The sequence below is a fragment of the Amphritea pacifica genome, assembly GCF_016924145.1.
GTDB classification, from domain to species: Bacteria; Pseudomonadota; Gammaproteobacteria; order Pseudomonadales; family Balneatricaceae; genus Amphritea; species Amphritea pacifica.
Genome location: NZ_JAFFZO010000041.1, coordinates 19,274 through 45,141, shown reverse-complemented (window position 1 = coordinate 45,141; position 25,868 = coordinate 19,274). Strand labels below are relative to the sequence as shown.

25 protein-coding genes are annotated in these 25,868 nt (G+C 52.6%); 8 read left to right on the top strand and 17 right to left on the bottom strand.

Going from position 1 to position 25,868, the window contains the following annotated elements:
- Positions 1-641: 641 nt before the first annotated feature.
- Positions 642-1,040 carry a hypothetical protein gene (locus JW499_RS19185; RefSeq protein WP_205212102.1) on the bottom strand — a complete coding sequence of 133 codons (399 nt, stop codon included), beginning with the start codon at positions 1,038-1,040 and terminating at the stop codon, positions 642-644.
- A 305-nt stretch (positions 1,041-1,345) separates the two neighbouring features.
- Between JW499_RS19185 and JW499_RS19180 the strand changes: the two genes are divergently transcribed.
- The 4 genes from JW499_RS19180 to JW499_RS19165 all read left to right on the top strand — a co-directional run bounded on the left by JW499_RS19180 (position 1,346) and on the right by JW499_RS19165 (position 5,692).
- Complete coding sequence (locus JW499_RS19180) at positions 1,346-1,864, top strand: arsenate reductase (azurin) small subunit (protein ID WP_205212101.1); 519 nt, start codon at positions 1,346-1,348, stop codon at positions 1,862-1,864.
- Positions 1,865-1,880: 16 nt separating this feature from the next.
- Entirely contained in the window at positions 1,881-4,340 is a 2,460-nt protein-coding gene (locus JW499_RS19175) for an arsenate reductase (azurin) large subunit (RefSeq protein ID WP_205212100.1), read from the top strand.
- A 260-nt stretch (positions 4,341-4,600) separates the two neighbouring features.
- Positions 4,601-5,167 (top strand): DJ-1/PfpI family protein, encoded by a 567-nt coding sequence (locus JW499_RS19170; RefSeq protein ID WP_205212099.1) that lies wholly within the window; start codon positions 4,601-4,603, stop codon positions 5,165-5,167.
- A 174-nt stretch (positions 5,168-5,341) separates the two neighbouring features.
- On the top strand, positions 5,342-5,692 hold the full coding sequence (locus JW499_RS19165; RefSeq protein ID WP_205212098.1) for a ribbon-helix-helix domain-containing protein: 351 nt from the start codon (positions 5,342-5,344) through the stop codon (positions 5,690-5,692).
- A gap of 54 nt (positions 5,693-5,746) precedes the next feature.
- Here the strand turns inward: JW499_RS19165 and phaR are convergent, their stop codons facing one another.
- The 6 genes from phaR to prmB form a co-directional block, all read right to left on the bottom strand.
- Positions 5,747-6,232 (bottom strand): polyhydroxyalkanoate synthesis repressor PhaR, encoded by a 486-nt coding sequence (gene phaR, locus JW499_RS19160; RefSeq protein WP_205212097.1) that lies wholly within the window; start codon positions 6,230-6,232, stop codon positions 5,747-5,749.
- Between the two features lie 65 nt (positions 6,233-6,297).
- Complete coding sequence (locus JW499_RS19155) at positions 6,298-6,561, bottom strand: DUF6489 family protein (RefSeq protein ID WP_205212096.1); 264 nt, start codon at positions 6,559-6,561, stop codon at positions 6,298-6,300.
- A gap of 142 nt (positions 6,562-6,703) precedes the next feature.
- Positions 6,704-7,861: an MFS transporter gene (locus JW499_RS19150; RefSeq protein WP_205212095.1), complete on the bottom strand. Its 1,158-nt coding sequence runs from the start codon at positions 7,859-7,861 to the stop codon at positions 6,704-6,706.
- 135 nt (positions 7,862-7,996) lie between these two features.
- A complete protein-coding gene (gene speE, locus JW499_RS19145) occupies positions 7,997-8,848 on the bottom strand; it encodes a polyamine aminopropyltransferase (protein ID WP_205212094.1) in 852 nt (283 codons plus the stop codon).
- Between the two features lie 129 nt (positions 8,849-8,977).
- A complete protein-coding gene (aroC, locus tag JW499_RS19140) occupies positions 8,978-10,066 on the bottom strand; it encodes a chorismate synthase (protein ID WP_205212093.1) in 1,089 nt (362 codons plus the stop codon).
- Positions 10,067-10,119: 53 nt separating this feature from the next.
- The gene (gene prmB / locus JW499_RS19135; RefSeq protein WP_205212092.1) at positions 10,120-11,037 is read right to left on the bottom strand and encodes a 50S ribosomal protein L3 N(5)-glutamine methyltransferase; all 918 of its coding nucleotides are present in this window, start codon (positions 11,035-11,037) and stop codon (positions 10,120-10,122) included.
- 79 nt (positions 11,038-11,116) lie between these two features.
- On the opposite strand from prmB, the gene JW499_RS19130 reads away from it, so the two are divergent.
- Both JW499_RS19130 and folE read left to right on the top strand, forming a co-directional pair.
- A complete protein-coding gene (locus tag JW499_RS19130) occupies positions 11,117-11,698 on the top strand; it encodes a Smr/MutS family protein (RefSeq protein ID WP_205212091.1) in 582 nt (193 codons plus the stop codon).
- A 168-nt stretch (positions 11,699-11,866) separates the two neighbouring features.
- Positions 11,867-12,406, top strand: coding sequence for a GTP cyclohydrolase I FolE (gene folE, locus JW499_RS19125; RefSeq protein WP_091355518.1), 540 nt, complete (start codon positions 11,867-11,869; stop codon positions 12,404-12,406).
- Between the two features lie 118 nt (positions 12,407-12,524).
- Here the strand turns inward: folE and JW499_RS19120 are convergent, their stop codons facing one another.
- The 4 genes from JW499_RS19120 to JW499_RS19105 form a co-directional block, all read right to left on the bottom strand.
- Positions 12,525-13,436 (bottom strand): DMT family transporter, encoded by a 912-nt coding sequence (locus JW499_RS19120; RefSeq protein ID WP_205212090.1) that lies wholly within the window; start codon positions 13,434-13,436, stop codon positions 12,525-12,527.
- A gap of 145 nt (positions 13,437-13,581) precedes the next feature.
- A complete protein-coding gene (locus JW499_RS19115; protein ID WP_205212089.1) occupies positions 13,582-14,484 on the bottom strand; it encodes a patatin-like phospholipase family protein in 903 nt (300 codons plus the stop codon).
- 57 nt (positions 14,485-14,541) lie between these two features.
- The gene (locus JW499_RS19110; RefSeq protein WP_205212088.1) at positions 14,542-15,390 is read right to left on the bottom strand and encodes a DUF4892 domain-containing protein; all 849 of its coding nucleotides are present in this window, start codon (positions 15,388-15,390) and stop codon (positions 14,542-14,544) included.
- A gap of 28 nt (positions 15,391-15,418) precedes the next feature.
- Complete coding sequence (locus JW499_RS19105) at positions 15,419-16,279, bottom strand: alpha/beta fold hydrolase (protein ID WP_205212087.1); 861 nt, start codon at positions 16,277-16,279, stop codon at positions 15,419-15,421.
- Between the two features lie 163 nt (positions 16,280-16,442).
- On the opposite strand from JW499_RS19105, the gene JW499_RS19100 reads away from it, so the two are divergent.
- Positions 16,443-18,302: a PglL family O-oligosaccharyltransferase gene (locus tag JW499_RS19100; protein WP_205212086.1), complete on the top strand. Its 1,860-nt coding sequence runs from the start codon at positions 16,443-16,445 to the stop codon at positions 18,300-18,302.
- On the opposite strand, the gene JW499_RS19095 is transcribed toward JW499_RS19100, so the two are convergent.
- From JW499_RS19095 to dinG, 6 genes are all read right to left on the bottom strand, one after another.
- Positions 18,244-18,696, bottom strand: coding sequence for a SixA phosphatase family protein (locus JW499_RS19095; RefSeq protein ID WP_205212085.1), 453 nt, complete (start codon positions 18,694-18,696; stop codon positions 18,244-18,246). The two genes, JW499_RS19100 and JW499_RS19095, sit on opposite strands and share 59 nt — an antisense overlap.
- Entirely contained in the window at positions 18,696-19,724 is a 1,029-nt protein-coding gene (locus JW499_RS19090; RefSeq protein ID WP_205212084.1) for an NAD(P)H-dependent glycerol-3-phosphate dehydrogenase, read from the bottom strand. Before JW499_RS19090 ends, JW499_RS19095 begins: the two co-directional genes overlap by 1 nt.
- A gap of 72 nt (positions 19,725-19,796) precedes the next feature.
- The gene (locus JW499_RS19085) at positions 19,797-20,024 is read right to left on the bottom strand and encodes a hypothetical protein (RefSeq protein ID WP_205212083.1); all 228 of its coding nucleotides are present in this window, start codon (positions 20,022-20,024) and stop codon (positions 19,797-19,799) included.
- Positions 20,025-20,088: 64 nt separating this feature from the next.
- Entirely contained in the window at positions 20,089-21,531 is a 1,443-nt protein-coding gene (locus JW499_RS19080) for a protein adenylyltransferase SelO family protein (protein WP_205212082.1), read from the bottom strand.
- Positions 21,532-21,548: 17 nt separating this feature from the next.
- Entirely contained in the window at positions 21,549-22,727 is a 1,179-nt protein-coding gene (rhlB, locus tag JW499_RS19075) for an ATP-dependent RNA helicase RhlB (protein WP_408627305.1), read from the bottom strand.
- Between the two features lie 287 nt (positions 22,728-23,014).
- Positions 23,015-25,135, bottom strand: a complete 2,121-nt coding sequence (gene dinG, locus JW499_RS19070; RefSeq protein ID WP_205212081.1) for an ATP-dependent DNA helicase DinG — start codon at positions 25,133-25,135, stop codon at positions 23,015-23,017.
- A gap of 129 nt (positions 25,136-25,264) precedes the next feature.
- Here dinG and lexA point away from each other — a divergent pair, with 129 nt between their 5' ends.
- Entirely contained in the window at positions 25,265-25,867 is a 603-nt protein-coding gene (lexA, locus tag JW499_RS19065; protein WP_232846521.1) for a transcriptional repressor LexA, read from the top strand.
- The last annotated feature ends 1 nt before the right edge of the window (position 25,868 follow it).

The window sequence follows — 25,868 nt, the reverse complement described above, 5'->3', positions numbered from 1 at the left end:
AGGGCTGACAAAAGGGATGATTTTGTTCAATATAGTGGTCGCGTTCATAGCTCTGGCGGTAATTTGTTTTTGGCGAAATAATTGATCACCAAGGGCTATGAACGTTCCCTTCTTAAGCTAACTATTTTTTATTTATTGAAAATTCGTGGGGATGCCACAGGCTTTGACCCCTTTAATTCAAATCATTCTGATAAGCCAATTAAATACTTAGTATTGTAAAGTTCAATAAATCTAACTTTATAGCATTTATTTACCGCATTAAAATAAAAGTCACCCCCTTCAAAATCATAGTAAGCCGATTTTAAATACAACACACTTCCATCTACAAAGACATTAACCACTGGCGAGCCTTTATCAAACCTTTTTTTTCGAAATTTTTTAAACAGCCGTAAACCTCAAAAGAGTATCGCTCAGATTTAAAATGAAAAATATAACTCCAAAAAGAACGAGCTATTAAAAAAAACATAGCAGCAGCTAAAACAGTAATCAATACTCCTTTCTTCTTTGAGAGAAGGTATACAAAAACAAACCCAATAACACAGATAAAAATCAGAGCATACTCTATAAATATCAAAGACCTTTCCCCCTATAACGACATAAAATATTTTTATCAATAATTGATTGTTTATTGCCTTTCATATTCACCTCTCCCTTACACTCTCATTCTTATATCTCAGCAACGGCGTCAGCACATATTCAATCAAATAGCGCTTTCCAGTTTTCACCTCAGCACTAACACTCATACCCGGCACCAGATTCACTTCGCGACCATTCACCCAGAGGGTGCTTTTATTCATCAATAATCTGGCTTTGTAGATTAACCCGCGATTTTCATCGGCGGTAGCATCGCTGGATACATTATCCACCACCGCGCCGATGACGCTGTATTGGATAAAGGGGAAGGTGTTAATCTCAGGAAGGTACGCGCACAGGCTTAGGTCGTAAAGATGTTGTCTGCTACAAAGCCGTCGGAGAAAGTTTGAAAGGCTAAAAATAGATGCTGTTGACCCTGTATCAGGCAGCCATAGAGTCTGTTCCATCGACGAATAATCCGTTGTTTTATAGCGGTTAATCTCATGATAGTAGGGGATTTTCTATTCGAATACAAAGATTGGAATCAGCAATTTGACACGCTATGTACACGGTCTCCCACTTCTGGTTCTGCGTTACTGAACCAGAACCCCTTGTCTTGTAACTTTTTATGTCATCAACAGCCACCACCCCATAACACTTACTTTTTACATGGTTTTTATAATTCTTGCCTATACTTTACAGGCTCAGTCGGTGGGGGGAACTGGCATATAACAAAAACAAAAACTGAAACCCATTTGAGGAGAGGATTATTATGAATCAACTCAATCGACGCGACTTTATTAAGCTGGGCGGAGCAGGTGTTGCCGCGGGGGTGGCGTCGATGACGCCCACCAGCGCGCTTGCTACGCCTGAGTCCTATAACCCTGGGGCGACTACGCTGCCCTACCCGCAAACGGCCGTTGCCAAGGCCCAATCCCTGCCACAGAACAAGGTGGTGCATTTCAACTATCCCGATGAGAGTTCTCCCTGCGTGGTGATTCGCATGGGACACCCCGTGCCCGGCGGTGTCGGGCCCAATATGGATATCGTTGCCTACAGCACCCTGTGCACCCATATGGGGTGTCCGGTCAGTTATGACCCGGCGTCACGGGACTTCAAGTGCCCCTGCCACTTTAGTGTGTTCGACAGCGAGAAGATGGGCCAGATGGTCACCGGCCAGGCAACTGAGAACCTGCCTAAGATTCGTCTGGAATACGATACCAGTAGCGATTCGGTAACTGCTGTTGGTGTTGATGGTCTGATCTTCGGCCGTCAGGCTAACATTCTCTAACCCGGAGGCGAGTACCATGTCACATAACAAAGATCGCGTACCACTGCCCCCGGCGGGTGCGCAGAAAACCAATATGACCTGTCATTTCTGTATCGTCGGCTGTGGCTACCATGTATACAAATGGCCCCATGGAGCCGAGGGTGGCCGTGCACCAAACGAGAATGCTCTGGGCAGGGATTTCCGCAGTCAACAACCGCCACTCTCCGGCACCATGACCCCGGCCATGGTTAACGTGGTGGAAGATGGCGGAAAAAAATATAACATCATGATTCAGCCGGACAGGGAATGCGTGGTCAATCAGGGCCTGACCTCCACCCGCGGTGGTCAGATGGCCACGATTATGTATAACGCCGATGGAGTCACCCGCGACCGCCTCAAGTATCCGCGCCTGTTCACCGGAGATGACTGGGTGGATGTCAGCTGGGACGAAGCCATGGCGGTCTACGCCGGGGTAACCAAACGCATGCTGGACACCTTCGGTCCCGATTCAATCATGTTTAACGCCTTCGACCATGGCGGTGCCGGGGGCGGCTTCGAGAACACCTGGGGCAGCGGTAAGCTAATGTTCTCTGCCCTCAAAACCCGGATGGTGCGTATCCATAATCGCCCGGCTTACAACTCGGAGTGTCACGCCACCCGCGACATGGGCATCGGCGAGCTGAATAATAGCTATGAGGACAGCGAGCTGGCAGACACCATCATCTTCATCGGTGCCAATGCCTACGAGACCCAGACCAACTACTTTCTCGCCCACGCCCTGCCAAACCTGACGGGCGCCAGCCTGAATAAAAAGAAACAGTGGTTCAAAGAGGAAACAGTGGATAATGGACGCTTTATTCTGGTGGATCCACGCCGCTCCCTGACCACGGCCATCTGCGAGACTAACGCCCGGGACCGGGTGCTGCACCTGCAGATCAACCCGGGTACCGATACCGCACTGTTCAACGGTCTGCTGACCTACGTGGTAGACAAGGGCTGGCACGATCAGGATTTCATCGCCCAGCACACCACCGGCTTCGATGAAGCCCTGAAGGCCAACCATATGAGCCTGAAGGAGTGTTCCTGGATCACCGGCGTGTCGGTTGAGGATCTGGAGAAAGCTGCCGACTGGGCCTATAAGCCGAAGCAGTCCGGCCACCATCCACGCACCGCTCACCTGTATGAAAAGGGTATTATCTGGGGCAACGACAACTATCGTATTCAGTCCGCACTGGTAGATCTGGTGCTGGCCACCCACAACGTGGGTCGTCGTGGCACCGGCGTCTGTCGTCTCGGTGGCCACCAGGAGGGCTATGCACGTCCGCCCTATCCTGGTAAGCGGCCGGTCTACATCGACCAGGAGATTATCAAAGGTAATGGCAAGATGCTCACCGTGTGGGCCTGCAACGCTTTCCAGTCCACGCTGAACGCTCAGGAATATCGTCAGACGTTATACCGCCGGGCAAACATCGTTCGTGATGCGCTGGCGCAGGTGCGCGGTCGCGGCGTAGATAGCATGGTCGACGCCATCTTTGACGCAGTCACTAACCGCGGCGGATTATTCATCACCACCATCGATCTCTACCCGACTAAGTTCGCTCAGGCATCTCACCTGATGCTGCCAGCAGCTCATCCGGGGGAGATGAATCTTACCTCGATGAACGGTGAACGGCGCATGCGTCTATCGGAGAAGTTCATGGACCCTCCGGGGACGGCCAAACCCGACTGTCTGATAGCAGCCGAAATTGCCAACAGCATCAAAGCGCTGTACGAGAAGGAAGGTAACAAGACGATGGCTCAGCGATTCTCCGGCTTCGACTGGAAAACCGAGGAGGATTCCTTCAACGATGGTTTCCGTAATCCCGAAGGTATCGACAGCCAGGGAGGTGCAACCGGGCATCTGGTCACCTATGACCGGCTGCGCCAGCAGGGCAACAACGGCGTACAGCTGCCTGTCAGGGAGTACAGGGACAACCGGCTGATCGGCACTGAGATGGTCTATACCGACTATAAATTCAGCACCGCCGATGGCAAAGCACACTTCCTGCCTGCCGAGTGGACCGGTCTGCCGGAGATGGTTGAATCCCAGCGTAAAAAATACCGGTTCTGGATTAACAACGGCCGTACCAATCATATCTGGCAGACCGCCTACCACGATCAGCGCGTCGACTTTCGCACCAGGCGCTATCCCATGGCACCGATTGAACTCAACCCGGCAGATGCCAAAGAGCTGGGGATCGAGTCAGGCGACGTGGTCGAGGTGTTCAACGATTTCGGCTCCACCTTTGCCATGGCGTATCTGGAACCGGACATGAAGCCAGACCACACCTTCATGATGTTCGGGTACTTCAACGGCAATGTGGGCGATGTCGTCACCAGCTGGACCGACCGGAACTATATCCCCTATTACAAAGGGACCTGGGCCGATATCCGCAAGGTCAGCTCGATGCAGGACTATAAAGAGACCGTGTCCTTCAAACGTCGCCGGTATATCTGACCCCGGAGATGATAGTAGTCCATCACTGCTGCTTAAGCCGGCCCCGCAACGGCCGGCTTATTTTATGTATGTGGTGCAAACAGAGGGATGAATCAGATGGCTGATCGGCAACCGTTTCAGAACAGATCGATTGTGCCTCCCCTCTGCGGTAAAGTTGCACTGTAGTATTCCTCTAATACCATCTGCTGCGCGGGGGCTGCTACCTTGTAACCCGTACCTTCTGAGATATAAAAACAATCAGCAACCGCTGGGAGTACGTTATGAGTAATAAGAAGATTCTGATGATCACCGGTGATTTTACCGAAGACTATGAAACCATGGTGCCTTTTCAGACATTACTGGCTGTGGGCCATCAGGTTGATGCAGTCTGCCCGGACAAAGCCAGCGGTGACACTGTTGCGACCGCGATCCATGATTTTGAGGGCGATCAGACCTATAGCGAAAAACGCGGCCACAACTTTACCCTGAACGCGACCTTTGCCGATATCGATCCGGCAGATTATGACGCGCTGGTTATTCCCGGCGGCCGGGCACCGGAATACCTGCGACTCAACCCTGAAGTATTGGCCATGGTGCGCCATTTCTTTACTACCAATAAACCGGTCGCGGCGATCTGTCACGGTGCTCAGCTGCTGGCGGCAGCAGGGGTACTGGAAGGCAGAAAGTGTTCCGCTTATCCAGCCTGTATGCCGGAAGTGAATCAGTCTGGGGGAGTCTATGCAGAGATCGCCATCGATGCAGCAGTCACCGATGGTAATCTGGTGACGGCACCGGCCTGGCCGGCTCACCCCGCCTGGCTGGCACAGTTTATGGCGCTGCTGAATTAACCGCCTACGCAGCTTTCTAAACAGGGCCGAAGGCGATCGGCATCGTTTGCCTTCGGCTGTTCCATAAACAGCTATACTCAGGTTACGGATCGGTAACGATCCTCTCCATGCGGTCTTTTTATTGACCCGAATAACGCCTGACAACAACAGTAATCGGCAAGACAGGAAACAGCGATGTGCAAACTGTTTATCAATGCCAACCCAGATCTCTGGAAGAGCAGTACCCGTTCGCTGCGGATCGATGGCATGGTCACCAGTGTGCGGCTGGAAAACTATTTCTGGAACACGCTGGAGGAGATCGCCGCACGGGATCATATGAATATCCCGCAGATGCTCACCCGCCTGTATCATGAATCGATCGATGCGGGGCATGATCTGGGCAACTTTACCTCGTTCCTGCGGGTGTGCTGTATGCGCTACCAGGCATTGCAACTGACCGGGGAGATCCCGGCGAACAGAGAGATCGCGATCAATACCCTGGATGCAGACTCTATTCTGGCCAGTGAGATTCAGAACAGGCATTAAAAACCCGCTAAGACCTATCAGGATCATTAGCGGGCTGATCGAATCAAAGCCGGTCTACTTATCTTCTTTAGATGGCCCGGCATCATTGCTGGCGGGATTATCAGACGATTTTTCACCGCCCGGAGGCGTGAAAATATTCCACATCGCCATGTTCTGATCGGCGATCTTGTTCATCATATTCAGCGGGTTGGCGGCACCGATCATATTCTGCATCTGTTCACGGATGCGTTCCTGCTGATCGATAAAGGTCGCAATACTCTGCTCCAGATACTGGCTCATCATCCCCTGCATGCTGTCACCGTAGAAACGGATCAGTTGCTGCAGCACCTGGTTGGTCAGCAGCGTTCCATGGCCCAGCGCTTCCTGTTCACTGATAATCTGCAGCAATATATTACGGGTGAGATCTGCTCCGGTTTTAGAATCCTGAACCTGAAAATTTTCCTGACTCAACACCAGTTGCTTCACATCTTCAAGCGTGATGTAACAGCTGCGGGATGTATCGTACAAACGGCGATTTGTGTATTTTCTGAGAATTCTCAAAATAGTCTCTCTCTACCTGTTTTGCTCCTGTCCGGCACTCTGCTGCAGTGTGGCAGGAGGGAGTATTATTTGTTTTTATCTGCGTTTTTACTGCTGCTGGTGTATGAAGTCATCATATTCAGCAGCATCTTCTGAATGGCATCCATCGAACCAAGCCCACTGGCCATATAGGGCTGGAATAGCGTCAGGGGATCATAACCATCCACCCCGGCATCCATTCGCTCCTGAATTTTACTCATCATCTCTTTCTGAAACGATTCGACATCCGGCAACCCCAGCACCTTACGGAGCTCTTCGGGTGTCATCTCTACATCGACTTTAAAATTCATCAGCACATCTCCTCAGCCGGATATGTTTATCCGTCAGAAATCATCACCTGCGATAACAACACCTGAGTAAACTGCATAATGGTGATTCAATTACTTAACTGCTGTTAATCTAATACTATACCAACTGCGGTGCAAAACAAATTTACCGATTCGTTTCTGCACAATTTTCCGGTTTTATCCAAATAGTTGCGCACACAGCCGCGATTAAAACAGCCGCTGCGGCAACACTGAATGTTGCGGCTGCACCCAGGGTTTCCCACATTAAACCGCTGCACAAAGCCCCCAGCGCGCCGCCAACACCAAAGCCAAAACTGCTGAACATCGCCTGCCCCTGACCATGATTGGAGGGGGAAAAATAGTGATGCACCAGCGCGATACCTACGGCGTGCAACACCCCGAAACTCACTGCATGCAGTGTCTGAGCAAACAGCATCAGTGGCAGAATTTCGGGTATCAGACCAATCAGCAGCCAGCGCACTACGCACAACAGCAAGCTGATGATCATCAATTTACGTAACCCCAGACCGGCGATCAGTTTAGGCATCAGAATAAAGATCAGTACTTCTGCCACCACCCCGACCGACCAGAGCAGACCGATCTCGGTACGGCTGTAACCCAGACGGTCCATCAGCACCGAGTAAAACGTGTAATAGGGTCCGTGACTGAACTGAATCAGCAGACAGATCAGGAAAAACACCAGCACCTGTGGCCGCAGCAATTGCTGCACAAAACCACTTTCATCAGTCTGACGCGGTGCGGGATTCGCTTCAACAAACAACGATGATATCCAGATCATCACCATCAGCCCCAGCATCACCCAGGGCAACCAGCGTATACTCACCAGATCCAGCAACCAGCCAATCCCCATGACGGCAATAATGAATCCGACGGAGCCCCACAAACGTATCCGGCTGTAGAGCTGCTCACGCCCTTGCAGATGGCTGAGGGTCAACACCTCAAACTGGGGCAACACCGCATTCCAGAAGAAACTGAAACCGGTCATCACCAGGGCAATCCCCAGCGCGCTCTCCTGCCAGAAGATCAGCACAAAGATCAGGCAGGTGAGAAATGCCCCATAGCGCACAATTCGCAAGCGCTGACCCGTTCGATCGGCCAGCCAGCCCCAGATGTTGGGGGCAACAATGCGGGACGCCATCAGAATAGCCATCAGGCTGCCAATCGTTTGCGCATTAAAGCCAAACGACTTGAGATAGAGACTCCAGTACGGCACCAAAGCCCCCAACAGGGAGAAGTAAAAGAAGTAGAAGCCTGACAAACGACTATAGATATTGAGTGACATCAGCTATTCAGTTTCATTGTCATTTGAGCAGACTCCTGTCATCTGTGCTGGCATAAAAACAAAAATCCACCGATTGTTACAACCGCTGGATCTTTGTCATTGTGCACTAATACGCTATACCACTCATATGGGAAATCAGACGTCCCCCAGCTTCTCCAGAATATACTGCGGCAGTGCAAAGCTGCCCACATGGATCTGCGGATTGTAGTAGCGGGTTTTAACACCACTGGCATTAAAGCGCTCGGCGATCTGTTGCACACTCAGCTGCCGGGCAGCAGCATTATCGCAGCCCCAGGCAAAGGTCATTGCACCACCAATATAGGTGGGCACCGCAGCGGTATAGAAAGTTTGATCAGCAAAATAGGGACTGAGGCGCTGACGGGTGGTTACCACCTCTTCAGGCTGCATATAGACCACACCGTTCTGGGCCACGAAGATGCCTCCGTCATTGAGGCAGCGCTTGCAACCTTCATAGAAACGACTGCTGAACAGGACCTCACCGGGACCGACCGGATCAGTACAGTCAGAGATGATGACATCGTATTTCTCATCGGTCTGACAAACATAATCGATACCATCGCCAATCACGATGTTGGCACGCGGGTTATCATAGGCACCCTGCGAGTGATTCGGCAGATACTCAACACACATATCGATGACCGCCTGATCAATCTCCACCTGTGTGACGCTCTCAACGCTCGGGTGCTTCAGCACTTCGCGCAGCATACCGCCATCACCGCCACCGATAATCAGCACCTTCTTAGCACTGCCGTGGGCCATCAGCGGCACATGTGTAAGCATCTCGTGATAGATAAATTCATCTTTTTCTGTGGTCTGAATAATACCATCCAGCGCCATAACAGTTCCGAATTTGGGGTTACGGAAAATAATCAGATGCCAGGAATCGGTCTGCTGTTCAAACAGCACCTCTTCCACATCAAACGCCTGACCGTAACCATCGTAAAGAGTCTCTTTATAGACTGTCATAGTAAATCCACCACAACTAAAGGCGAGCATGTCGCCGTCGTTAAAAAAAGTTACACGCAACTAAAAACAAAAACCCCTTGGTTGCAGAAACAGATCTGCAAAAAGGGGTTAGAAAACTATTTCTGAATTTTAACCTTTTAAGACCGGAGTTTCACACTCAACATCAGCATTTTGAGCCCGGTTCCGCAACAGGTGATCCATCAGCACGATGGCCATCATCGCTTCCGCAATCGGTGTCGCACGGATACCGACGCAGGGATCATGTCTACCCTGAGTAACGACTTCGATCTCTTCACCACGGCTGTTGATACTCCGGCCCGGCAGACGCAGACTGGAGGTCGGCTTTAACGCGATATGCGCCGTGATCTCCTGTCCGGTAGAAATTCCCCCAAGGATGCCGCCAGCGTGATTCGACAGAAAGCCTTCCGGTGTCATCTCATCACGATGCTCGGTGCCCTTCTGTTCAACACAGGCGAAACCATCACCGATCTCAACCCCTTTCACCGCGTTGATGCTCATCAGCGCATGGGCAAGATCCGCGTCCAGACGATCAAAGATCGGCTCGCCCAGACCGACCGGCACACCGGTTGCCGAAACAGAGATCTTCGCACCGATAGAGTTACCCTCTTTACGCAGGGCATCCATATAGGTTTCCATCTCAGCAACTTTATTCACGTCAGGGCAGAAAAACGGATTCTGATCAACCTGATTCCAGTCAAACCCGTCAATCTTAATCGGCCCCAGCTGAGACAGATAACCACGAACCTCAACCCCTTTCTGTGCCAGGTATTTTTTTGCCACAGCACCCGCCGCCACCCGCATCGCGGTTTCACGGGCCGATGAACGACCACCACCGCGATAATCACGGAAACCATATTTATGGGTGTAGACGTAATCGGCGTGGGCCGGGCGGAAGGTTTCAGCAATATTGGAGTAATCCTTTGAGCGCTGATCGGTGTTTTCGATCAGCAGGCCGATCGGCGTACCGGTGGTCTTGCCCTCAAACACGCCGGAGAGAATCTTCACCTCATCCGCTTCACGCCGCTGGGTGGTATGACGGGAGGTACCGGGCTTGCGGCGATCCAGATCCCGCTGCAGATCAGCTTCGGTCAGTTCAATCCCCGGCGGGCAACCATCGATAATACAGCCCAGCGCCGGCCCATGGCTTTCGCCGAAAGTGGTGACAGTAAATAGCTTACCGTAGGTGTTTCCTGACATCGTCTGTTCCCGATTTTAAAGCAAAAAAATTAACTCGATTATACCCTAGTCGTTCAGATAGCGCTGCAATACTGTCGCACCTCTGAAGCGGTCAGCAGGAAGACACCGTTCCCCCCCTCAGCCAGCTCCAGCCAGGTAAAGGGGATCTGAGGGTATTGCTGTTGCAGATGCACTTCGCTGTTACCCACCTCAATCACCAGCAGGCCATCCCCGGTGAGAAACTTTTCCGCCTGACGCAGTATCTGCTTGGTGATATCCAGGCCATCGGGGCCAGATCCTAAAGCAAGATCAGGCTCGTGGTGGTATTCCTGCGGCATTCCTGCCAGATCAGCACTATCGACATACGGCGGGTTACTGACAATCAGATCATAACGACGACCGGTCAGGTTGCTGAACAGGTCGCTTTCGATAGCCGTTACCCGTTCATCCAGCTCATGGCGGGTGATATTACGCCGGGCAACCTCCAGCGCATCAGCTGAGATATCCGCCAGATCAACCTCTGCTTCTTCAAAAGCATAGGCGCAGACAATACCGATACAGCCACTGCCGCTACACAGATCCAGAATCCGCTCCACCGGCCCTTCCCGCAGCCAGGGACTGAAATGCTGTTCAATCAGCTCCTGAATCGGGGAGCGGGGGATCAACACCCGCTCATCGACATAAAACGGCATGCCGGCATACCAGGCTTCCCCTATAATGTAGGGCAATGGCCGACGCTGTATCACCCGCTGTTCCAGGAAGTCCAGCACCCGCTGCTTCTCGTCACCCGTGAGCCGGGCGTCCAGGAGTTCAGGATTACTGTTCCAGGGCAGATGCAGGGCTCCCAGTACCAGTTGTACCGCTTCATCCCATGGATTATCGGTACCATGACCAAAATATAGGTCGTATTCATAGAAGCGACTCATACTGAAACGGATGAAATCCCGTATCGTATGCAGCTCTTTCAGGGTCTGTGCTTGATTGATGGTCATGTCTGGATGGATAATTTGTCGAATTGGTGCCTGCTTTATTGCAGGCCGTGTATGTTAATGAATATTGTTTGCGAACGCTATGTCTGATAACGATCTGCCTGATAACGAACACCCTGAAAATACTGAATTTGATTTTGCGGCGGCGATGAGCGGGGTTACCCGGATTAAAAATGACCGGGCAGACCTGCGGGGCCAGCCGAAAAAACTCAAACTGGCCGATGACGAGACCACCCGCTATAAACGGCAGATGGCGGTGCAGGATGAGGAGATGATGGTCGATGGTCTCAACTCCGAAGTCATTAATCTGGTGGAAACGGAAGATGAACTGATCTACGCCAGCCCCGGGGTTCAGCTGAAACTGATGAAGCGTCTGAAACAGGGCCATATTCCCTGGGATGCGGGTCTTGATCTGCACGGCTACATCATCGATGATGCCCGCACCGAGTTGAGCAGCTTTATTCGCGAATGCAGTAATCGACAACTACGCTGTGTGATGGTGATCCACGGTAAATCCAACAGCGTAGAAAGCCAGCACGCATTGATGAAGTCATATGTGAATGACTGGCTACGGCAGATGGATCAGGTCATCGCTTTCTCCTCTGCACAGCCAAAAGATGGTGGCACTGGCGCACTCTATGTATTGCTGAAACGGGCCAGATAATACCCCGGTGAACAGTTAAATGTTTGCCAGCAGACTTTACCTATGTGCGCTAATCACGTAAGTTAGCACACTTTTTTAACGCCCCTGTCACAAAGCGGTGATTCCAGATCGGTTACCAGCTTTAACTGACAGAGGATCTGACAGGCCAAAACAGGATTACACACTGTAATGGAAAAAGAATTTGCCAGCATTATCCAGCAGCTGGGTGAAGACCTCACCCGTGAAGGCCTGGTCGATACTCCAAAACGCGCGGCCAAAGCGATGCAGTTTCTCACCCGCGGCTATGAACAAAATCTGGATGAGGTGATCAATGGCGCCCTCTTCCCCACTGATAACAGTGAGATGGTCATCGTCAAGGACATCGAGCTTTATTCGATGTGCGAACACCATATGCTGCCATTCATCGGTAAATGCCATGTCGGCTACATCCCCAAAGGCCAGGTGATCGGCCTGTCCAAGATTGCACGGATAGTGGATATGTTTGCCCGGCGTTTGCAGATTCAGGAAAACATGACCAAGCAGATCGCTGATGCCATTATGCAGGCTACCGGCGCAGATGGCGTGGGCGTGGTCATCGAAGCGCAGCATATGTGCATGATGATGCGCGGTGTGGAGAAACAGAACAGCAGCATGAAGACTTCGATGATGCTGGGGTCGTTCCGCAAGAGCCAGTCAACCCGGGGCGAGTTCCTCTCCCTGATCAACTGATCACCGGCGTATCTCCACCAGGATATGGATCGTTAAGGAGCCTCTCACAGGCTCCTTTTTTATATCCGCCAGATTGTATCAGTGCTGAGAACTTAGTATCAGTGCTGAGAACTTAGTATCAGCGCTGAGAACTTAGGCTGCGTCTGCGTATCGCGTAAAACAGTGGCTTTAACCAGCGCCAGCGACTCACCAGCATGGCGGTGAAAATAACGCAGCAACCACTCAGCTGTAAAACACTCATCTGCTCCCCATAGACAATGGCAGCCAGCAGCGCGGCCCAGACCGGCTCCAGTGTCATAATCAGGGCAACATGACTCGCCGGTGCCAGGCTCTGAGCGTAGGTTTGCAGTGCAAAACGCAGACTGGTGGCGATAAACGCACTGGCTAACAACCACCCCAGCGCGGCGCTGCCAACAGAGTCAGGCCATACCTCAACCAGCGCGGACACAACAGTTCCGCCGCCTCCCACCACCAACAACTGCACCGCCGTGAGGATCAGTGCAGGTACCGACAACGCCATGCGGGACACTAACACAAAGTGGAGCGAAAACAGCAACGCAGCCGAGAGAAACCAGAGCTGCCCTGCAGCCAGAGAGATCCCGCCCTCCAGTGACAGCAACATCAGCCCGAAAATTGCAACGGGCAGAGAGAGCCAGGTGCTCAGCGATGCCCGTTCCCGGAATACCAGCCATGCCATCACCGGTACCAACACTACCCCCAGACTGGTAATGAAAGCCCCCTCTCCGAGGTGAGCGCCATGTTTAAGCCCCATAATCCAGCACAACAGTGCGCAGGTCATCAGCACGCCCAGTCGTAAGACGGCAACCAGAGCCTGCTGCTGACGTAAGCGATGCATATCCCTGTATGCCAGAACCAGCAGCAGTCCCCCTGCCAGCAGAAAGCGTATCCCGATAAACAGTAATGGCGGGAGATCCTGCAGTGCCTGTTTAGAAAATATCCATCCTGCCGCAGCAATCAGGGTTACCAGTAACAACAACAGATCGGCCCGGGCTGCAGGCGACAGCGGCATATTCACCTCAGTAGTCAGATGTAGAGATAAGAAAACGATATTTCAGGGAGTGGCAGGCAAAGCCGTTTCAGCACGGAAGCCAACGGGCTGAGATATCCGCCCCGAATAGCACACACTTAAAAACATTTACGGCAGATGAGGCGGTTTAACGCATCGATTTTTCCATCTGCCTCAGACTGTCCTGCGCCATAAGACGTCCCAATTCTATCATCTCCCTGGCCCGGTGGAACTCATAAAACCGACAGGCGTCCTTAGGTATTCCGATCAGCAGATCAGGAGGGTAGCCGGCCACCTTATACTTACCCAGCGATTCCTGCATCACCTCGACAGAATTAAACAGCACATCTATCCGGCCGGCTGCCTTATGGGGTTGAGCATCCCGGACACTGTTTTTTCCTGTTTGCGGTCGCGACTTATGACTTGTTTCAACCTGCCACTCATCACTGAACCCGGAGCGATCAAGATACCGGGTTTCGGGCAATACAACCCGGTGGCGCTGGGCTTCAGCGTTCAGATCAACGGCGATAATCAGGTCCGCATGGGCGGCGACCGTGGGTATAATGGGAATAGGATTCAACACACCTCCATCCACCAACACCCGGTCCTCTTCGACAACCGGCGTGAAAAAACCCGGCACCGCAATGGAAGCCCTGATCGCTTCCAGCATCAGCCCTTTCTGAAACCAGACCTCTTTCTGGTGTGTCAGATCCGTTGCCACTGCGGTATAGGTAATTGGCAACTCCTGAATCAGAGGATTACCAACAATGTCGCGCAGTTTAGCTAACAGACGTTCGCCGCGTATTGTCCCCTCGCCCCGGAGGGTGAGATCCATCAGTTTAAAAACATCGATGCGCCGCAGAGAGGTTACCCAATCGGTATACTCTTCAAGACGCCCGGCCGCATATATGCCCCCTACCAGCGCCCCCATAGAGCTGCCCGCGATGCAGATGATTTCATAACCACGTCGGTTAAGCTCTTCAATCACCCCAATATGGCTATACCCCCGGGCTCCCCCGCTCCCCAGCACCAGTGACACTGTGGTTTTCATCGTTTAATCCCTTTGCAAACAACACTCAATAGCCGCTCACAACACCCGTTGTGCAAGTCAGCGTAACTGAATCCACACCCCTGACGCTTGCTCCCTGTCAATCACCGGCAGTGCCGGCCCGACACCGATACTGTCGATTCGGCCGGCATCAATACCCGCTTCCACCAGCAGATCTTTAACTTCTGAGGAAGCATTGTAACTAAGCTCCAGTAGTTCAGCTGTGGCAACCCCCTCAGACCGGTTGTAGCTGGCAATTAAAATCTTCTGTTGTGGGTTCGAACTCATAAAATCGATCAGAGGTTCCAACTGCTCAGCATCACTCAGCCAGCTGAAGCCTTGCTGTTGCAGATCGGCAGCAAGGGTCTCGGCCGTCTGCTTCAGTGGTTCAATCAGATCGAGATGGATATAGACCCGACGGTTACCGCGCTTTACGGTATACAGCGCCAGCTGGAGATTGCCGGCACTGGCGGAGAGAAAGAACTGGGTCCGGTCCAGCCCATAGAGCTCAGCAACCTCAAAGTAGTTATTGGCCCACTGATTACTGCTGCCACACTGCCGGCTGCTACATTGGAAAAGAATTTTGGCCTGCATGCTTTTCAGCAGATCCAGATAGTAGTTAAACACCTGATCCGGTGTATGGATATCAGGTACCCTGTAGGTAATCCGGGTAAGCTCCCCCTTTATCCGTTTATCCTGCTCCGGTGCGATAATGCCTTCAATCTTTCTCATCGGCCCCGTGGCAAGCGCGTATTCAGGTACCACCCGGGTGTTATAACTGACGATCCAGCTTAGTGGAAACCTAGGCAACTGACGCGGATCACTACTACCGCTGACATCACTCTCAGCCTGAACTGCAGTGCTCAACAACAGCATCAACACTACCTGTAAAAATGCCTGAATCCTCATTTACAATCCTTTTGTTTATCGACTTAGGTTAAACCAGATCAAACTCATTCATCAGTGTAGCAATTAGCCCGGCCCCCTGCTCTTCAAGATGCAGATGATGGCCTCCCTCCAACCGCTCGGTTCTGATGTTACGCAGCAAAGCGATGCGCCGATCACTTTGAGGGATACCATTTGCACCCAGAATCAGCAGTGTTGCCGCGGTCACCCGGGTGAGAAAACTTTCCACCTGAGACTCAGACATTCGCATCACTGATGGCAGCATCAGATTGACATCACTACGCCAGTAGTATCGACCGTCGCCCTGCTCAATACCCCGCTCAACCAGCCATGTTGCCGCTTCAGCATCCACAGGCCAGCGGCCATTCATCCGCGCGTTAACCGCCGCGCCAAAATCGCTGTAGGCTTTCGGCACCCGCCCCTGCAGACGGATCCGCTTCTTAATGGCGGCAGCCAGTTGCTCTGCGGCATCTTCAGGCTCGGTGACCAGAGGCGCAATCCCCTCTATCAATACCAGTTTCTCTACCCGTTCGGGAAACGCACCGGCTATCAGCGTTGCAATGCTGGCCCCCATGGAGTGCCCCAGCAGAGAAAACCGTGTCAGCCCCAACTGATCCGCCACCCCGATGACATCCATCACATTATCCCAGATGTAATAGGGCATCGACGCAGGCCGGTGATCAGAGAAACCATGCCCCATCAGGTCCAGCGCGATCAGCCGTACGCCCCGCAACTGTGGTGCCAGACGATTAAAGGTTGCGGCATTATCCAGCCAGCCATGAAGTGCCAGCACCGGGGTTGCACTACGATCCCCCCAGCACTTTGCAGCAATCTGATGACCATTAACCTGAAAGCGTAACTCTTCTGTCGTATGAGTCTGAGTAGTATTCATCTGATTAAAACCTTATCTGGCGCTGAGTTTGTCCCCACACGGCATATATCAGGATACAAAAATGAGGTAGTATCTGCACTGTTTTCTCTTTTAAAAACAGACTGTTTCAAGAAATTTTAAATCCAACAGCGAATACTATGATTCACCGACCCCGAGGCCACTGATGAGCAACACACTATCACGGATTGAACCGCAACAGGCAGGGCTATGGTTACTGGGGATACTGTTTATCCCGGCGACACTTTTCTTTCAGCCCAACCTCGGTGGCGAAGGGATGTCGATTTCGCACAATATCACGGTCTGGGTCGCCGCAGTACTGGTCATATCCTGCGCAACGCTGCTGATGCTGCGGGAGAAACAGTTCAGCTACCCCCGCTTATGGCTGGCGATGGCAGCGCTGCCGATCGGTATGATTATCCTCGGTTTCATCGTGGAGAACTTCCTGCCTACCGCGTGGCTGTTCCGGCAACTCTACATACTCGGCGGCTTTATGTTTCTGATCGCCCTGTTCCAGTTTCGCTTTTCTTCCCGGGATGCAGAACGGGGCCTGATTATTATACTGATCGCTGGCATTGTGCACGGGCTCTATGGCGTCTCCCAGATTCTCTGGCCCAGTATCCTGCCACTGGTGATAACCCCCAGCAAAGGGATACCCTACAGTATTTTTCAACAGATCAATATCCATGCATCGTTTCAGGCAACGGTGCTGATGGCCGGGCTGTTTCTGCTGAGCCGCCCGCTGGCACTAAAGCCCCGGCCAATACTTATTCTGGTGCTGCTTGCCAGCATCTTTCTGAGCTGCTTTATTGTCGCATTTTCCGGATCCCGCACCGGGCTGCTGTCAGCCATCGCCGGTGGCGTGATTCTGTTGTTCTGTAACTGGCGTAGTTTTCTGCAACGCAAACCATTGGTGATCGCCGCAGCCATCGCCATCGCCGCAGCACTGTTCATGGGCCAGCAGGGCATCCACAACAGTACCGCTAAACTCGGCGATCTGGCCAGAACCAACAACGAAGGGGTTGCCAACTCCGGTTCAAACAGCCGCATCAATATCTATAAGATCGCCTATGAGGTATTCAAACAGCAACCGCTCAGCGGCCATGGAATCGGGAGTTTCCAGAAAGTCTGGCTTGATCAGAAAGTCGATTACCTGCAACGGTTTCCCGATGCTAACCTGCCTCCCGACCGCCTCAGCCATCCCCATAATGAGCTGATGTTCTGGTTGGTGGAGGGGGGGGTTATCGCTGTCGCAGGCATTCTGATCTCCGTTATCACGGTTATCTATGCGGCCTTCAGCTGTGGATGGCGGCGCGGTCTGAGCTATATTGCGATGCTGATCCCAATCGGTTTACATACCCAGGTGGAGCTGCCCTTCTATATCAGCAATATTCCCTGGTTCCTGATGCTGTTCCTTATCTTTATCGTGCTACGCCACAGCCGGGCCACAAAACCACTGGGACTAAGCCGCTCCGCTGAGCTAACCTGCGGTATCTCTGCGGTCGCTCTGTTTCTGGGAGTGACCGTTGTGATGTTTCAGACAGTGCAGGCCAACAACAGCATTATCCGCTTTTTACAGGGCCGGATGACTGAACCGGCGTTGCTGCAACCTGCCCTGAGTAACCCTTTCTTCCGCGACGATGCTGAGCTGTATTTTATGCGCACCCTGCTGTTACGTCAGCTGAATGCCCGTCAGGGACAGTTTGCACCGCAGTTTATTCAGTGGGCGACCCCCTATATCGAATACACTCCGATACCGCAGCTCTATATCGATCTGTCCCGGGCATATCTGGCAAGCGGAGAACAACAGAAGGCACTGAAAACCATTGAGGACGGACAGGTTCGTTATCCCAAAATTAACACGCTGAACGAAAGTGCACGGTTGATAAAACAGGTGATAACAGGAGCACCCCAGCCTGAGACAATCAGCCCTTCAGCCAGCGGAGCAACAGGAACAAGCCGTGAAGCTAGCGCAGCAGCTTCTGCAGCTGCCCCAGCCCGGCTGCCGGAAACTCCAGTTCAATAATCGCCAGAGCGCCCGGCAACATCGGCTCCGGGTGGCTCAGGTCTGCCTCACAGAGTAGCGACACCAACAAGCCGATCAACGGCTGATGGGTCACCAGCAGCAGGCTGTCATCGCGTTGTTCACTGAGCCAGTCGACCACCTGCTGAGGTGCTGATTCCGGCGTTAGCAGATCCAGCGGTTCGGCGTTAACCGACACCACCTCGCGCACCAGTTCAGCCGTCTGACAGGTGCGCAGGTAGGGACTGTGTACTATTCGCTGCACCCCTGCAAATTCGTCTGTCTGTTGGGTCAGCAACTGACGCAGCTGCAACCGCCCTCTTTCCGTTAGGTAGCGCAGTTCATCTCTGGGGGCATCAAAGCCCGCCTCTCCATGGCGTAACAGCAATAAGCGCATCAGAGATCGGCTCTTGGCAGGACAAACTCAACATCGCTGCTCTGGGTATTCAGCATCATCATTTTTGCCACCTGAGACACCGGTGCATGATTAAACACCACCTCATAAAGACCGCTGACCAGCGGCATGTAAATTTCCAGCTCGTCGGCTTTCTCTTTCACATAGCGCAGCGTGTTCACCCCCTCGGCTACCTCACCCAGCGACTCGACAGCGTCTTCAAGCGTCTTCCCCTCACCCAGAGCATAGCCAACCCGATAGTTGCGGCTCAGGGGTGATGAGCAGGTAACAATCAGATCCCCCACGCCAGCTAAACCAAGAAAGGTCATCGGATTTGCCCCCAGCTGCACGGCAAAACGACTCATCTCCGCCAGGCTTCGGGTCATCAGCATACTTTTAGTATTCTCCCCCATACCCAGCGCCGCACTCAGTCCGGAGGCAATCGCATAGATATTTTTTAGCGTCCCGCCCAGCTCGACACCGTACATATCGCTGCTGGCATAGACGCGAAAGAAAGCACAGTGAAGAATCTGCTGCACGGCCGTTCTGACCCGCTCATCCTCACTGGCGATCACTGTCGCGGTAAGTTGCTGCTGTACGATCTCTTTTGCCAGGTTTGGCCCGCTGATGACGCCGATAGGGTTGCCCGGCAGTTCCTCGCTGAGAATCTGACTCATCAGGCTGAAGCTTTTAGCTTCAATCCCTTTGGTTGTGCTTACGACTATCTGGTCGGCACGTAAAAATGGTTTTGCCTGCCTGATCACTTCACGGAACGACTGGCTTGGTATCGAGACAAAGACAATCTCAGCATCCTGCAATGCCCGTTGCAGATCGGCTGTTGCTGTCAGGTTTTCCGATAATGGCCGCCCGGGAAGGTAGCGGTGGTTCTCATGGCTGCGATTGATCTCTTCGGCCCGTTCGGCATTTCGCATCCACAGATGAACCTGTTCGCCCTTACTGCCAATCAGGTTTGCTATTACAGTACCAAAACTGCCGCCACCCAGTACTGCAACTTTTACCCTGTCTGTCATCAGAGAATCCTTACTTATTATCAATGTGCTTAAACTCGTTTCTGTTAAAGGCCGGACAACTGCCGGAAACCACTATTCAGAACCCTTATTGTGCTTCTCATCCAGCGAGTCCAGTAGTTTATTAACTCCTGAAAATAGCAGCTTAACAATAAAATACCCAAGCACTGCCAGCAAGCCGAACAGGAGTGCCACGGCGATATCACCGGTTCGCTGATAACCGTTTATCGCAATAAAAATAAAAAACAGGCTGACAACAATTGCCAGAACCTGACTGATGCGGCCAGTCTTATGTTTATCCATGGGTTCCTCTTTGTAACTGATAACGCGGTTATATTACATCTGATATTGACACGATACTTGCCAATCAGGATGAACAACTGAGCGAGCGATTTTTATCTCCCTCAGGGGGCGGCTGAGCATATATATCCGAGCGCTCTTTAAACGGTGTGCGCACAGCATCATGCAATTTGACCAGCCCACTGAAATCCCCCTCCCCGGCCTGTTCAATCACCTGCTGAGTCAGATAGCTGCGCAACACAACCCTGGGGTTATGTTGCTTCATCTGTATCATCGCATCGCTATTGATCCGGCTGAGATACTGGTTAAGCCAGTCTCCAGCCTGTGGACTATCGCCCAGCAGTGCGATAAAGGGTTCGACCTCGCCTGCGACGGCTTGTTCCAGCGTCAGGAAAGCGCAATGATAATCAGCGTTTACCTGCTGCAGCAACTGTAGCAAGCCTTCAATCAATGCCCCATCCTGGCGCTCCTTGCCCGCCATCCCCAGACGCTGTTTCATCTGTTCGGTATAAGCGACCACATAGACAGACTCAAAGCGACTGAGGGAAGATTCGAGGTCGGCCTGTTTCACCAGTCCAGTGAGACTCTGGGCCAGACAAACACAGTTCCACAACGCCACTGAGGGCTGCTGATGATAGGCATAGCGACCATGTTCATCGGTGCGGTTACTGGTGAAGTCCGGCTGATAACCATCCAGAAAAGCAAAGGGGCCATAGTCCAGGGTAAGGCCGAGAATCGACATATTGTCGGTATTCATGACCCCATGACAAAAACCCAGCGCCTGCCATTGGGCAATCAGTTTTGCGGTCCGCTCGAGCACTTCGGTATACATCGCCAGGTAGGGATTCACAGCTTCGGCACAGTGAGGATAATGATGGCGGATGACAAAGTCGGCCAGCTGTTTTAACAGGTCCGGCTGGCGACTGTAATAGAAATATTCAAAATGTCCGAAACGGATATGGCTGGGACTCAGCCGCACCATCGAGGCGGCAGACTCGATCGAGTCCCGGCAGATCTGCGTGTCACTGCCAACAATGCACAACGCCCGGGTGGTTGGCACCCCCAGCGCAGCCAGTGCTTCGCTGCCAAGATATTCCCGGATAACAGAGCGCAAGGCTGCACGACCATCGCCATGTCGCGAGTAAGGGGTCTTGCCACTGCCCTTCAGTTGCAGCTCCCAGCGCTGACCATCACTGCCCGGCAGGTCCCCCAGCAACAGAGCCCGGCCGTCACCCAGCTGGGCCGTATAACCACCAAACTGATGTCCCGCGTACACCGTAGCCAGCGGATCACTACCGTCAGGCAGCCGCTGGCCGCCAAAATACTCGACTAACTGCTGCTCAGAAACCTGGCAGGGATCAAGCCCGATGAGAGCTGCGGCATCGGGACTGAGCGCAACCAGCCGGGGATTTTTCAGCGGCTGAGGCTGAACCCGGGTATAAAAAGAGGCCGGTAACTCCGCAAAGCGGTTCCCGAGTTGTAGCTGATCCAACCCAGACCTCGTCATCATCGCGTCCCGTATGGTTGCTATACCGGCTCAAGCAGGTTTGGATCTGGGTATACACACTTCATTTTCACCCCGGCAACCTCTTCAATTTCAGGTAACAGGAAGGAATCATCTTCGGTGGCAAAACTGATCGAGGTACCGGTCGAACCGGCCCGTCCCGTCCGGCCGATACGGTGCACATAATCGTCGGCATCCTCAGGCAGCGCGTAGTTAATTACATGACTGACGCCATCCACATGGATACCTCGCCCGGCCACATCGGTGGCCACAAGGATATTGATTTTACCATTGCGAAAATCTTCCAGGGTTTTCACCCGCTTCTGCTGGGTAATCTCTCCCGACATCAACGAGGCCTTAAGACCATCTTTCTGCAGCCGTTCAGCCAGACGGCGGGTTTCATCTCGACGGTTGCCAAACACGATCACCCGTTCAAGCTGATTAAGCTGCATAAAGTTGCGCAGCAGTTTGTATTTGTCCTTGCGGGACACCAGATACACCAGTTGCTCAACGGAATCCGTACTTTTCTGCTCCGGGGCGATCTCGATCACCTTGGCATCGACAGTCCATTGACGCGCGAGATTCATCACGTCATCGGTAAAAGTCGCACTGTACAGCAGCGTCTGACGATCTCCCTTGCGCGGGGTATGACGAATAATCGTGCGAACATCGGGAATAAACCCCATACTCAGCATCCGGTCGGCCTCATCCAGCACCAGCACCTCGACATCCCCCAGATCAACGTCAGAGGAACGCACAAAATCGATCAGACGACCCGGAGTTGCCACCAGAATATCGACCGGGCGGGCAGCCAGCTGTTTACGCTGCCGGTCATAATCCATGCCACCCACCAGGGCGACCACGCCGATATTGGCATATTTCCCCAGCTCTTCGGCATCCGATGCGATCTGCAGCGCCAGCTCCCGGGTTGGCGCGATAATCAGCGCCCGGGGAACCCCCTTCGCCGGTTTATATTCCAACGGGTAGTCAAGCAGATCGGTGATAATACTGATCAGAAAGGCAGCGGTTTTGCCTGTACCGGTCTGCGCTTTACCAATCATGTCCCGCCCTTCCAGCGATTCCACCAGTGTGGCCGCCTGAATGTCAGAGCAGTATTTAAAATTCAGATCGGCAATAGCGTGCATCACATCGTCGGGCAGATCAAAATCATGGAAGCGTTTTTTCCCTTCCACCGGTTCCACTGCAAAATCTTCGCGCCGCCAGGGCTTAACCGGAGCAGGTTTTCGCGCTTTCGGTTTAGTCGCTTTCGGCTTTACGCTGTCGGACGTTGTCGCTTTGGGACGCTCAGCTGAATCAGCACTGCGACCTGATCGCTCAGCGGCGTTGCTGCTTTTTACCGGTGTTGCCGCTGCCGTTTGCTTTACAGCAGGACTGGCAACCGATGACTGACTTTTCTGTGATGCGTTATCGTGTGAACGTTTAAATAGTTTCTTTAACAAAGTTATACCTTATCCGCGTGGGCGAACGGTTAGCTAATATTTCTTCGGAATGGTGGCAGCGAATCCAGCAGCTGCCGGCCGTAACGCCGGGTTACCACCCGTCGGTCCAGTAGTACGATTCGTCCCCGGTCCTGCTCGGTGCGCAGCAGCCGTCCTGCGGCCTGAGTTAATCGTACCGATGCCATCGGCACCGACCATTCCATAAATGGATTACCGCCATGCTGCTCAATCCACTCAGCCATGGTAGCGTCTACCGGATCATCCGGCACACTGAAAGGGATTTTGGTAATAATCACTTCGGTGAGGTAATCACCGGGAAGGTCTACCCCTTCAGTAAAAGAGGCGAGGCCGAAAATAATACTTCCGCGCCCCTCGTCAATTTCAGTCTTATGGCGCTTCAGTATCTCATTTTTACTGAAATCACCCTGCGACAGGACCCTATTGTTGAGCTTTTCGTCGAGACTGGCAAGCACTGATCTCATTTGCCGCCAGGAGCTGAACAACACCAGCGTACCGGAATCGGTTTTCAGTTCAGCATTAAGATAATCAGTGACCGCCTGAGTATGCAGTTCAACATCATTGGCTTCGACTTTCATCGGCGGAACATAAAGCTCGGCAGCATGATAATGGTCGAACGGGCTGGGCAAAGTGAAGCAGGCGGTTTCTGCAGGTAAACCGAGATCGGCAAGCAGTCGGTCAAACCGCCCCAAAGCGGTCAGTGTCGCAGAGGTCACTACCGCCGCGTAACAGTGCTGCCAGAGATTCATCCGCAGCATCTCGGCAGCAGACACCGGTGCGGTGCTGCACTCGAAATCATATCCCTGAGCCGTTTCCACCAGGCTCAGCCAGCGCGCTGTCGGCGTACTGTCGCCGGCATCCGGATGCCCCATCGACCGCCCAAGACCGGTGATCGTCTGCAGCCTGGCAACCATCATCCCCACCCGGGGGTACCAGACCTCTGCTGGCTGACGATCTATGCCCCCCTCGCCATCAAGCGACTCCTTGAGCAGATCCAGAATCATCTCCATCTTTGTTGTCATCCGGGCAGCCAGATGTTCAACCTGCAGACCAAACTGCCTGACCTCATCAGGCACCACTCCGCCAGTATAGCGAAACCGCTCTTTCGGCCGCTTGAAGGAATCATCCAGCAGAATGGGTCTGATCAGCTCAGCCCAGTTATTCAGTACGACCTGAAGGTCCTCTGCCGGTTTTCTCTGCTGCTGGACATAATCACTCAACAGCTGCGGAGTACCGGCTTGCTCCAGCATTTTATCCAGCTGTTTAATGGTACTGGCAAGCCAGCGTTCGGTTGATTTCAATCGCAGGTTAAAGGAGAAATGGCCACTGGCCTTATCCGACAGATGGTGCCCCTCATCAAAGATATAGATTGTGTCGGCGGGATCAGGCAGAATCGCCCCGCCCCCCAGCGCCAGATCTGCCAGCACGATATCATGATTAGCAATCACACATTCCACCTGATCGAGATCCTTGCGCGCTTTAAAAAAGCTACAGGCGGAGAAATTACTGCAGCGCCGATTGGTACACTGCAAATGATCGCTGGTCAGCGGACTCCAGTCCTGATCACTGATATCCTGGCTCAGGTTATCCCGGTCGCCATCCCAGCGTCCTGCGGCAAACTCGTTGAGCAGACTTTTATAAAATTCGACCGTATCGGTGTCGAGTCTCAGCGACAACTCATCTTCGTACAACGCCTGCTGACCAGTCGCGCCATGAGCATCAAGATGCTGTTCTGCTTTACTGATACAGAAATAGCGTCCCCGCCCCTTGGCAAGCCCGAAACTGAACGATAATCCGGCATGTTCTGCGACTTCAGGGAGATCCTTATTCAGCAGCTGTTCCTGTAAAGCCACCGTCGCCGTCGAAAGGACCACCTTTTTGCCTCTGGCTTTGGCAATTGGCAGTACTGCCAGCAGGTAACCGATGGTTTTGCCGGTGCCGGTGCCCGCTTCGATGACGCTGACATGCTGCTCACCAAGGCGATGGGATTTCTCATCCTGAAGAATCGCTCCAAGCACCTTCGCCACTTCAGCAATCATCTGCTTCTGACCCATTCGCGGTTTAAGCTGACGACTCTCGAGAAACCGTCGGTACGCTCCCTGTATCTCTTTTTTTATCTCTTCTGAAAGCACCTGACCGCCCTAATACACTGTAACCACGCACATTCTAGCAATAATACTGGATAAATAGACAGAAAAATGTTTACAAAGCCAAAATACTGTATATAGTTACAGCTACTGGATAAAAAAACAGAGTTCATCATGAAACTGACACAACGCCAAACAGATGTACTTGAATGCATAAAGAGATGCATCAGCACCACCGGATATCCGCCAACCCGTGCAGATATAGCCAAAGAGCTGGGGTTTAAGTCGGCTAACGCCGCAGAGGAGCACCTCAAAGCGCTTGCCCGCAAGGGTGCGATTGAGATGATCCCCGGCACCTCCCGGGGTATACGGATTCCCGGCTTCGATGACGAGCCTGGGCTGCCTGTTGTAGGTCAGGTTGCTGCCGGCGAGCCAATTCTGGCGCAGGAAAATGTCGAAGACCGGATCACCATTGCGTCGGACTTTTTCCACCCTCAGGCTGACTACCTGCTCAGGGTTCGTGGCACCAGTATGAAAAACATCGGCATTATGGATGGTGACCTGCTCGCAGTTCATCAGTGCCAGAGTGCCAAAAATGGCGAAATCGTAGTTGCCAGAATCGACAACGATGTCACCGTTAAACGCTTTAAACGCGAGGGTAACCTGGTTTACCTGATCGCAGAAAATGAAGAGTTCGAGCCTATTGTGGTCGACCTGCAAACGCAGGAACTCTCAATTGAAGGCCTCGGTGTCGGGGTTATCAGAAGAGGACATTAAT

Coding starts and splice junctions, on each gene's coding strand:
- JW499_RS19185 (WP_205212102.1), bottom strand. CDS start 1,040: ATGGAACAGACTCTATGGCTGCCTGATACAGGGTCAACAGCATCTATT.
- JW499_RS19180 (WP_205212101.1), top strand. CDS start 1,346: ATGAATCAACTCAATCGACGCGACTTTATTAAGCTGGGCGGAGCAGGT.
- JW499_RS19175 (WP_205212100.1), top strand. CDS start 1,881: ATGTCACATAACAAAGATCGCGTACCACTGCCCCCGGCGGGTGCGCAG.
- JW499_RS19170 (WP_205212099.1), top strand. CDS start 4,601: ATGAGTAATAAGAAGATTCTGATGATCACCGGTGATTTTACCGAAGAC.
- JW499_RS19165 (WP_205212098.1), top strand. CDS start 5,342: ATGTGCAAACTGTTTATCAATGCCAACCCAGATCTCTGGAAGAGCAGT.
- JW499_RS19155 (WP_205212096.1), bottom strand. CDS start 6,561: ATGAATTTTAAAGTCGATGTAGAGATGACACCCGAAGAGCTCCGTAAG.
- JW499_RS19150 (WP_205212095.1), bottom strand. CDS start 7,861: ATGTCACTCAATATCTATAGTCGTTTGTCAGGCTTCTACTTCTTTTAC.
- speE (WP_205212094.1), bottom strand. CDS start 8,848: ATGACAGTCTATAAAGAGACTCTTTACGATGGTTACGGTCAGGCGTTT.
- aroC (WP_205212093.1), bottom strand. CDS start 10,066: ATGTCAGGAAACACCTACGGTAAGCTATTTACTGTCACCACTTTCGGC.
- prmB (WP_205212092.1), bottom strand. CDS start 11,037: ATGACCATCAATCAAGCACAGACCCTGAAAGAGCTGCATACGATACGG.
- JW499_RS19130 (WP_205212091.1), top strand. CDS start 11,117: ATGTCTGATAACGATCTGCCTGATAACGAACACCCTGAAAATACTGAA.
- folE (WP_091355518.1), top strand. CDS start 11,867: ATGGAAAAAGAATTTGCCAGCATTATCCAGCAGCTGGGTGAAGACCTC.
- JW499_RS19120 (WP_205212090.1), bottom strand. CDS start 13,436: ATGCCGCTGTCGCCTGCAGCCCGGGCCGATCTGTTGTTGTTACTGGTA.
- JW499_RS19115 (WP_205212089.1), bottom strand. CDS start 14,484: ATGAAAACCACAGTGTCACTGGTGCTGGGGAGCGGGGGAGCCCGGGGG.
- JW499_RS19110 (WP_205212088.1), bottom strand. CDS start 15,390: ATGAGGATTCAGGCATTTTTACAGGTAGTGTTGATGCTGTTGTTGAGC.
- JW499_RS19105 (WP_205212087.1), bottom strand. CDS start 16,279: ATGAATACTACTCAGACTCATACGACAGAAGAGTTACGCTTTCAGGTT.
- JW499_RS19100 (WP_205212086.1), top strand. CDS start 16,443: ATGAGCAACACACTATCACGGATTGAACCGCAACAGGCAGGGCTATGG.
- JW499_RS19095 (WP_205212085.1), bottom strand. CDS start 18,696: ATGCGCTTATTGCTGTTACGCCATGGAGAGGCGGGCTTTGATGCCCCC.
- JW499_RS19090 (WP_205212084.1), bottom strand. CDS start 19,724: ATGACAGACAGGGTAAAAGTTGCAGTACTGGGTGGCGGCAGTTTTGGT.
- JW499_RS19085 (WP_205212083.1), bottom strand. CDS start 20,024: ATGGATAAACATAAGACTGGCCGCATCAGTCAGGTTCTGGCAATTGTT.
- JW499_RS19080 (WP_205212082.1), bottom strand. CDS start 21,531: ATGATGACGAGGTCTGGGTTGGATCAGCTACAACTCGGGAACCGCTTT.
- lexA (WP_232846521.1), top strand. CDS start 25,265: ATGAAACTGACACAACGCCAAACAGATGTACTTGAATGCATAAAGAGA.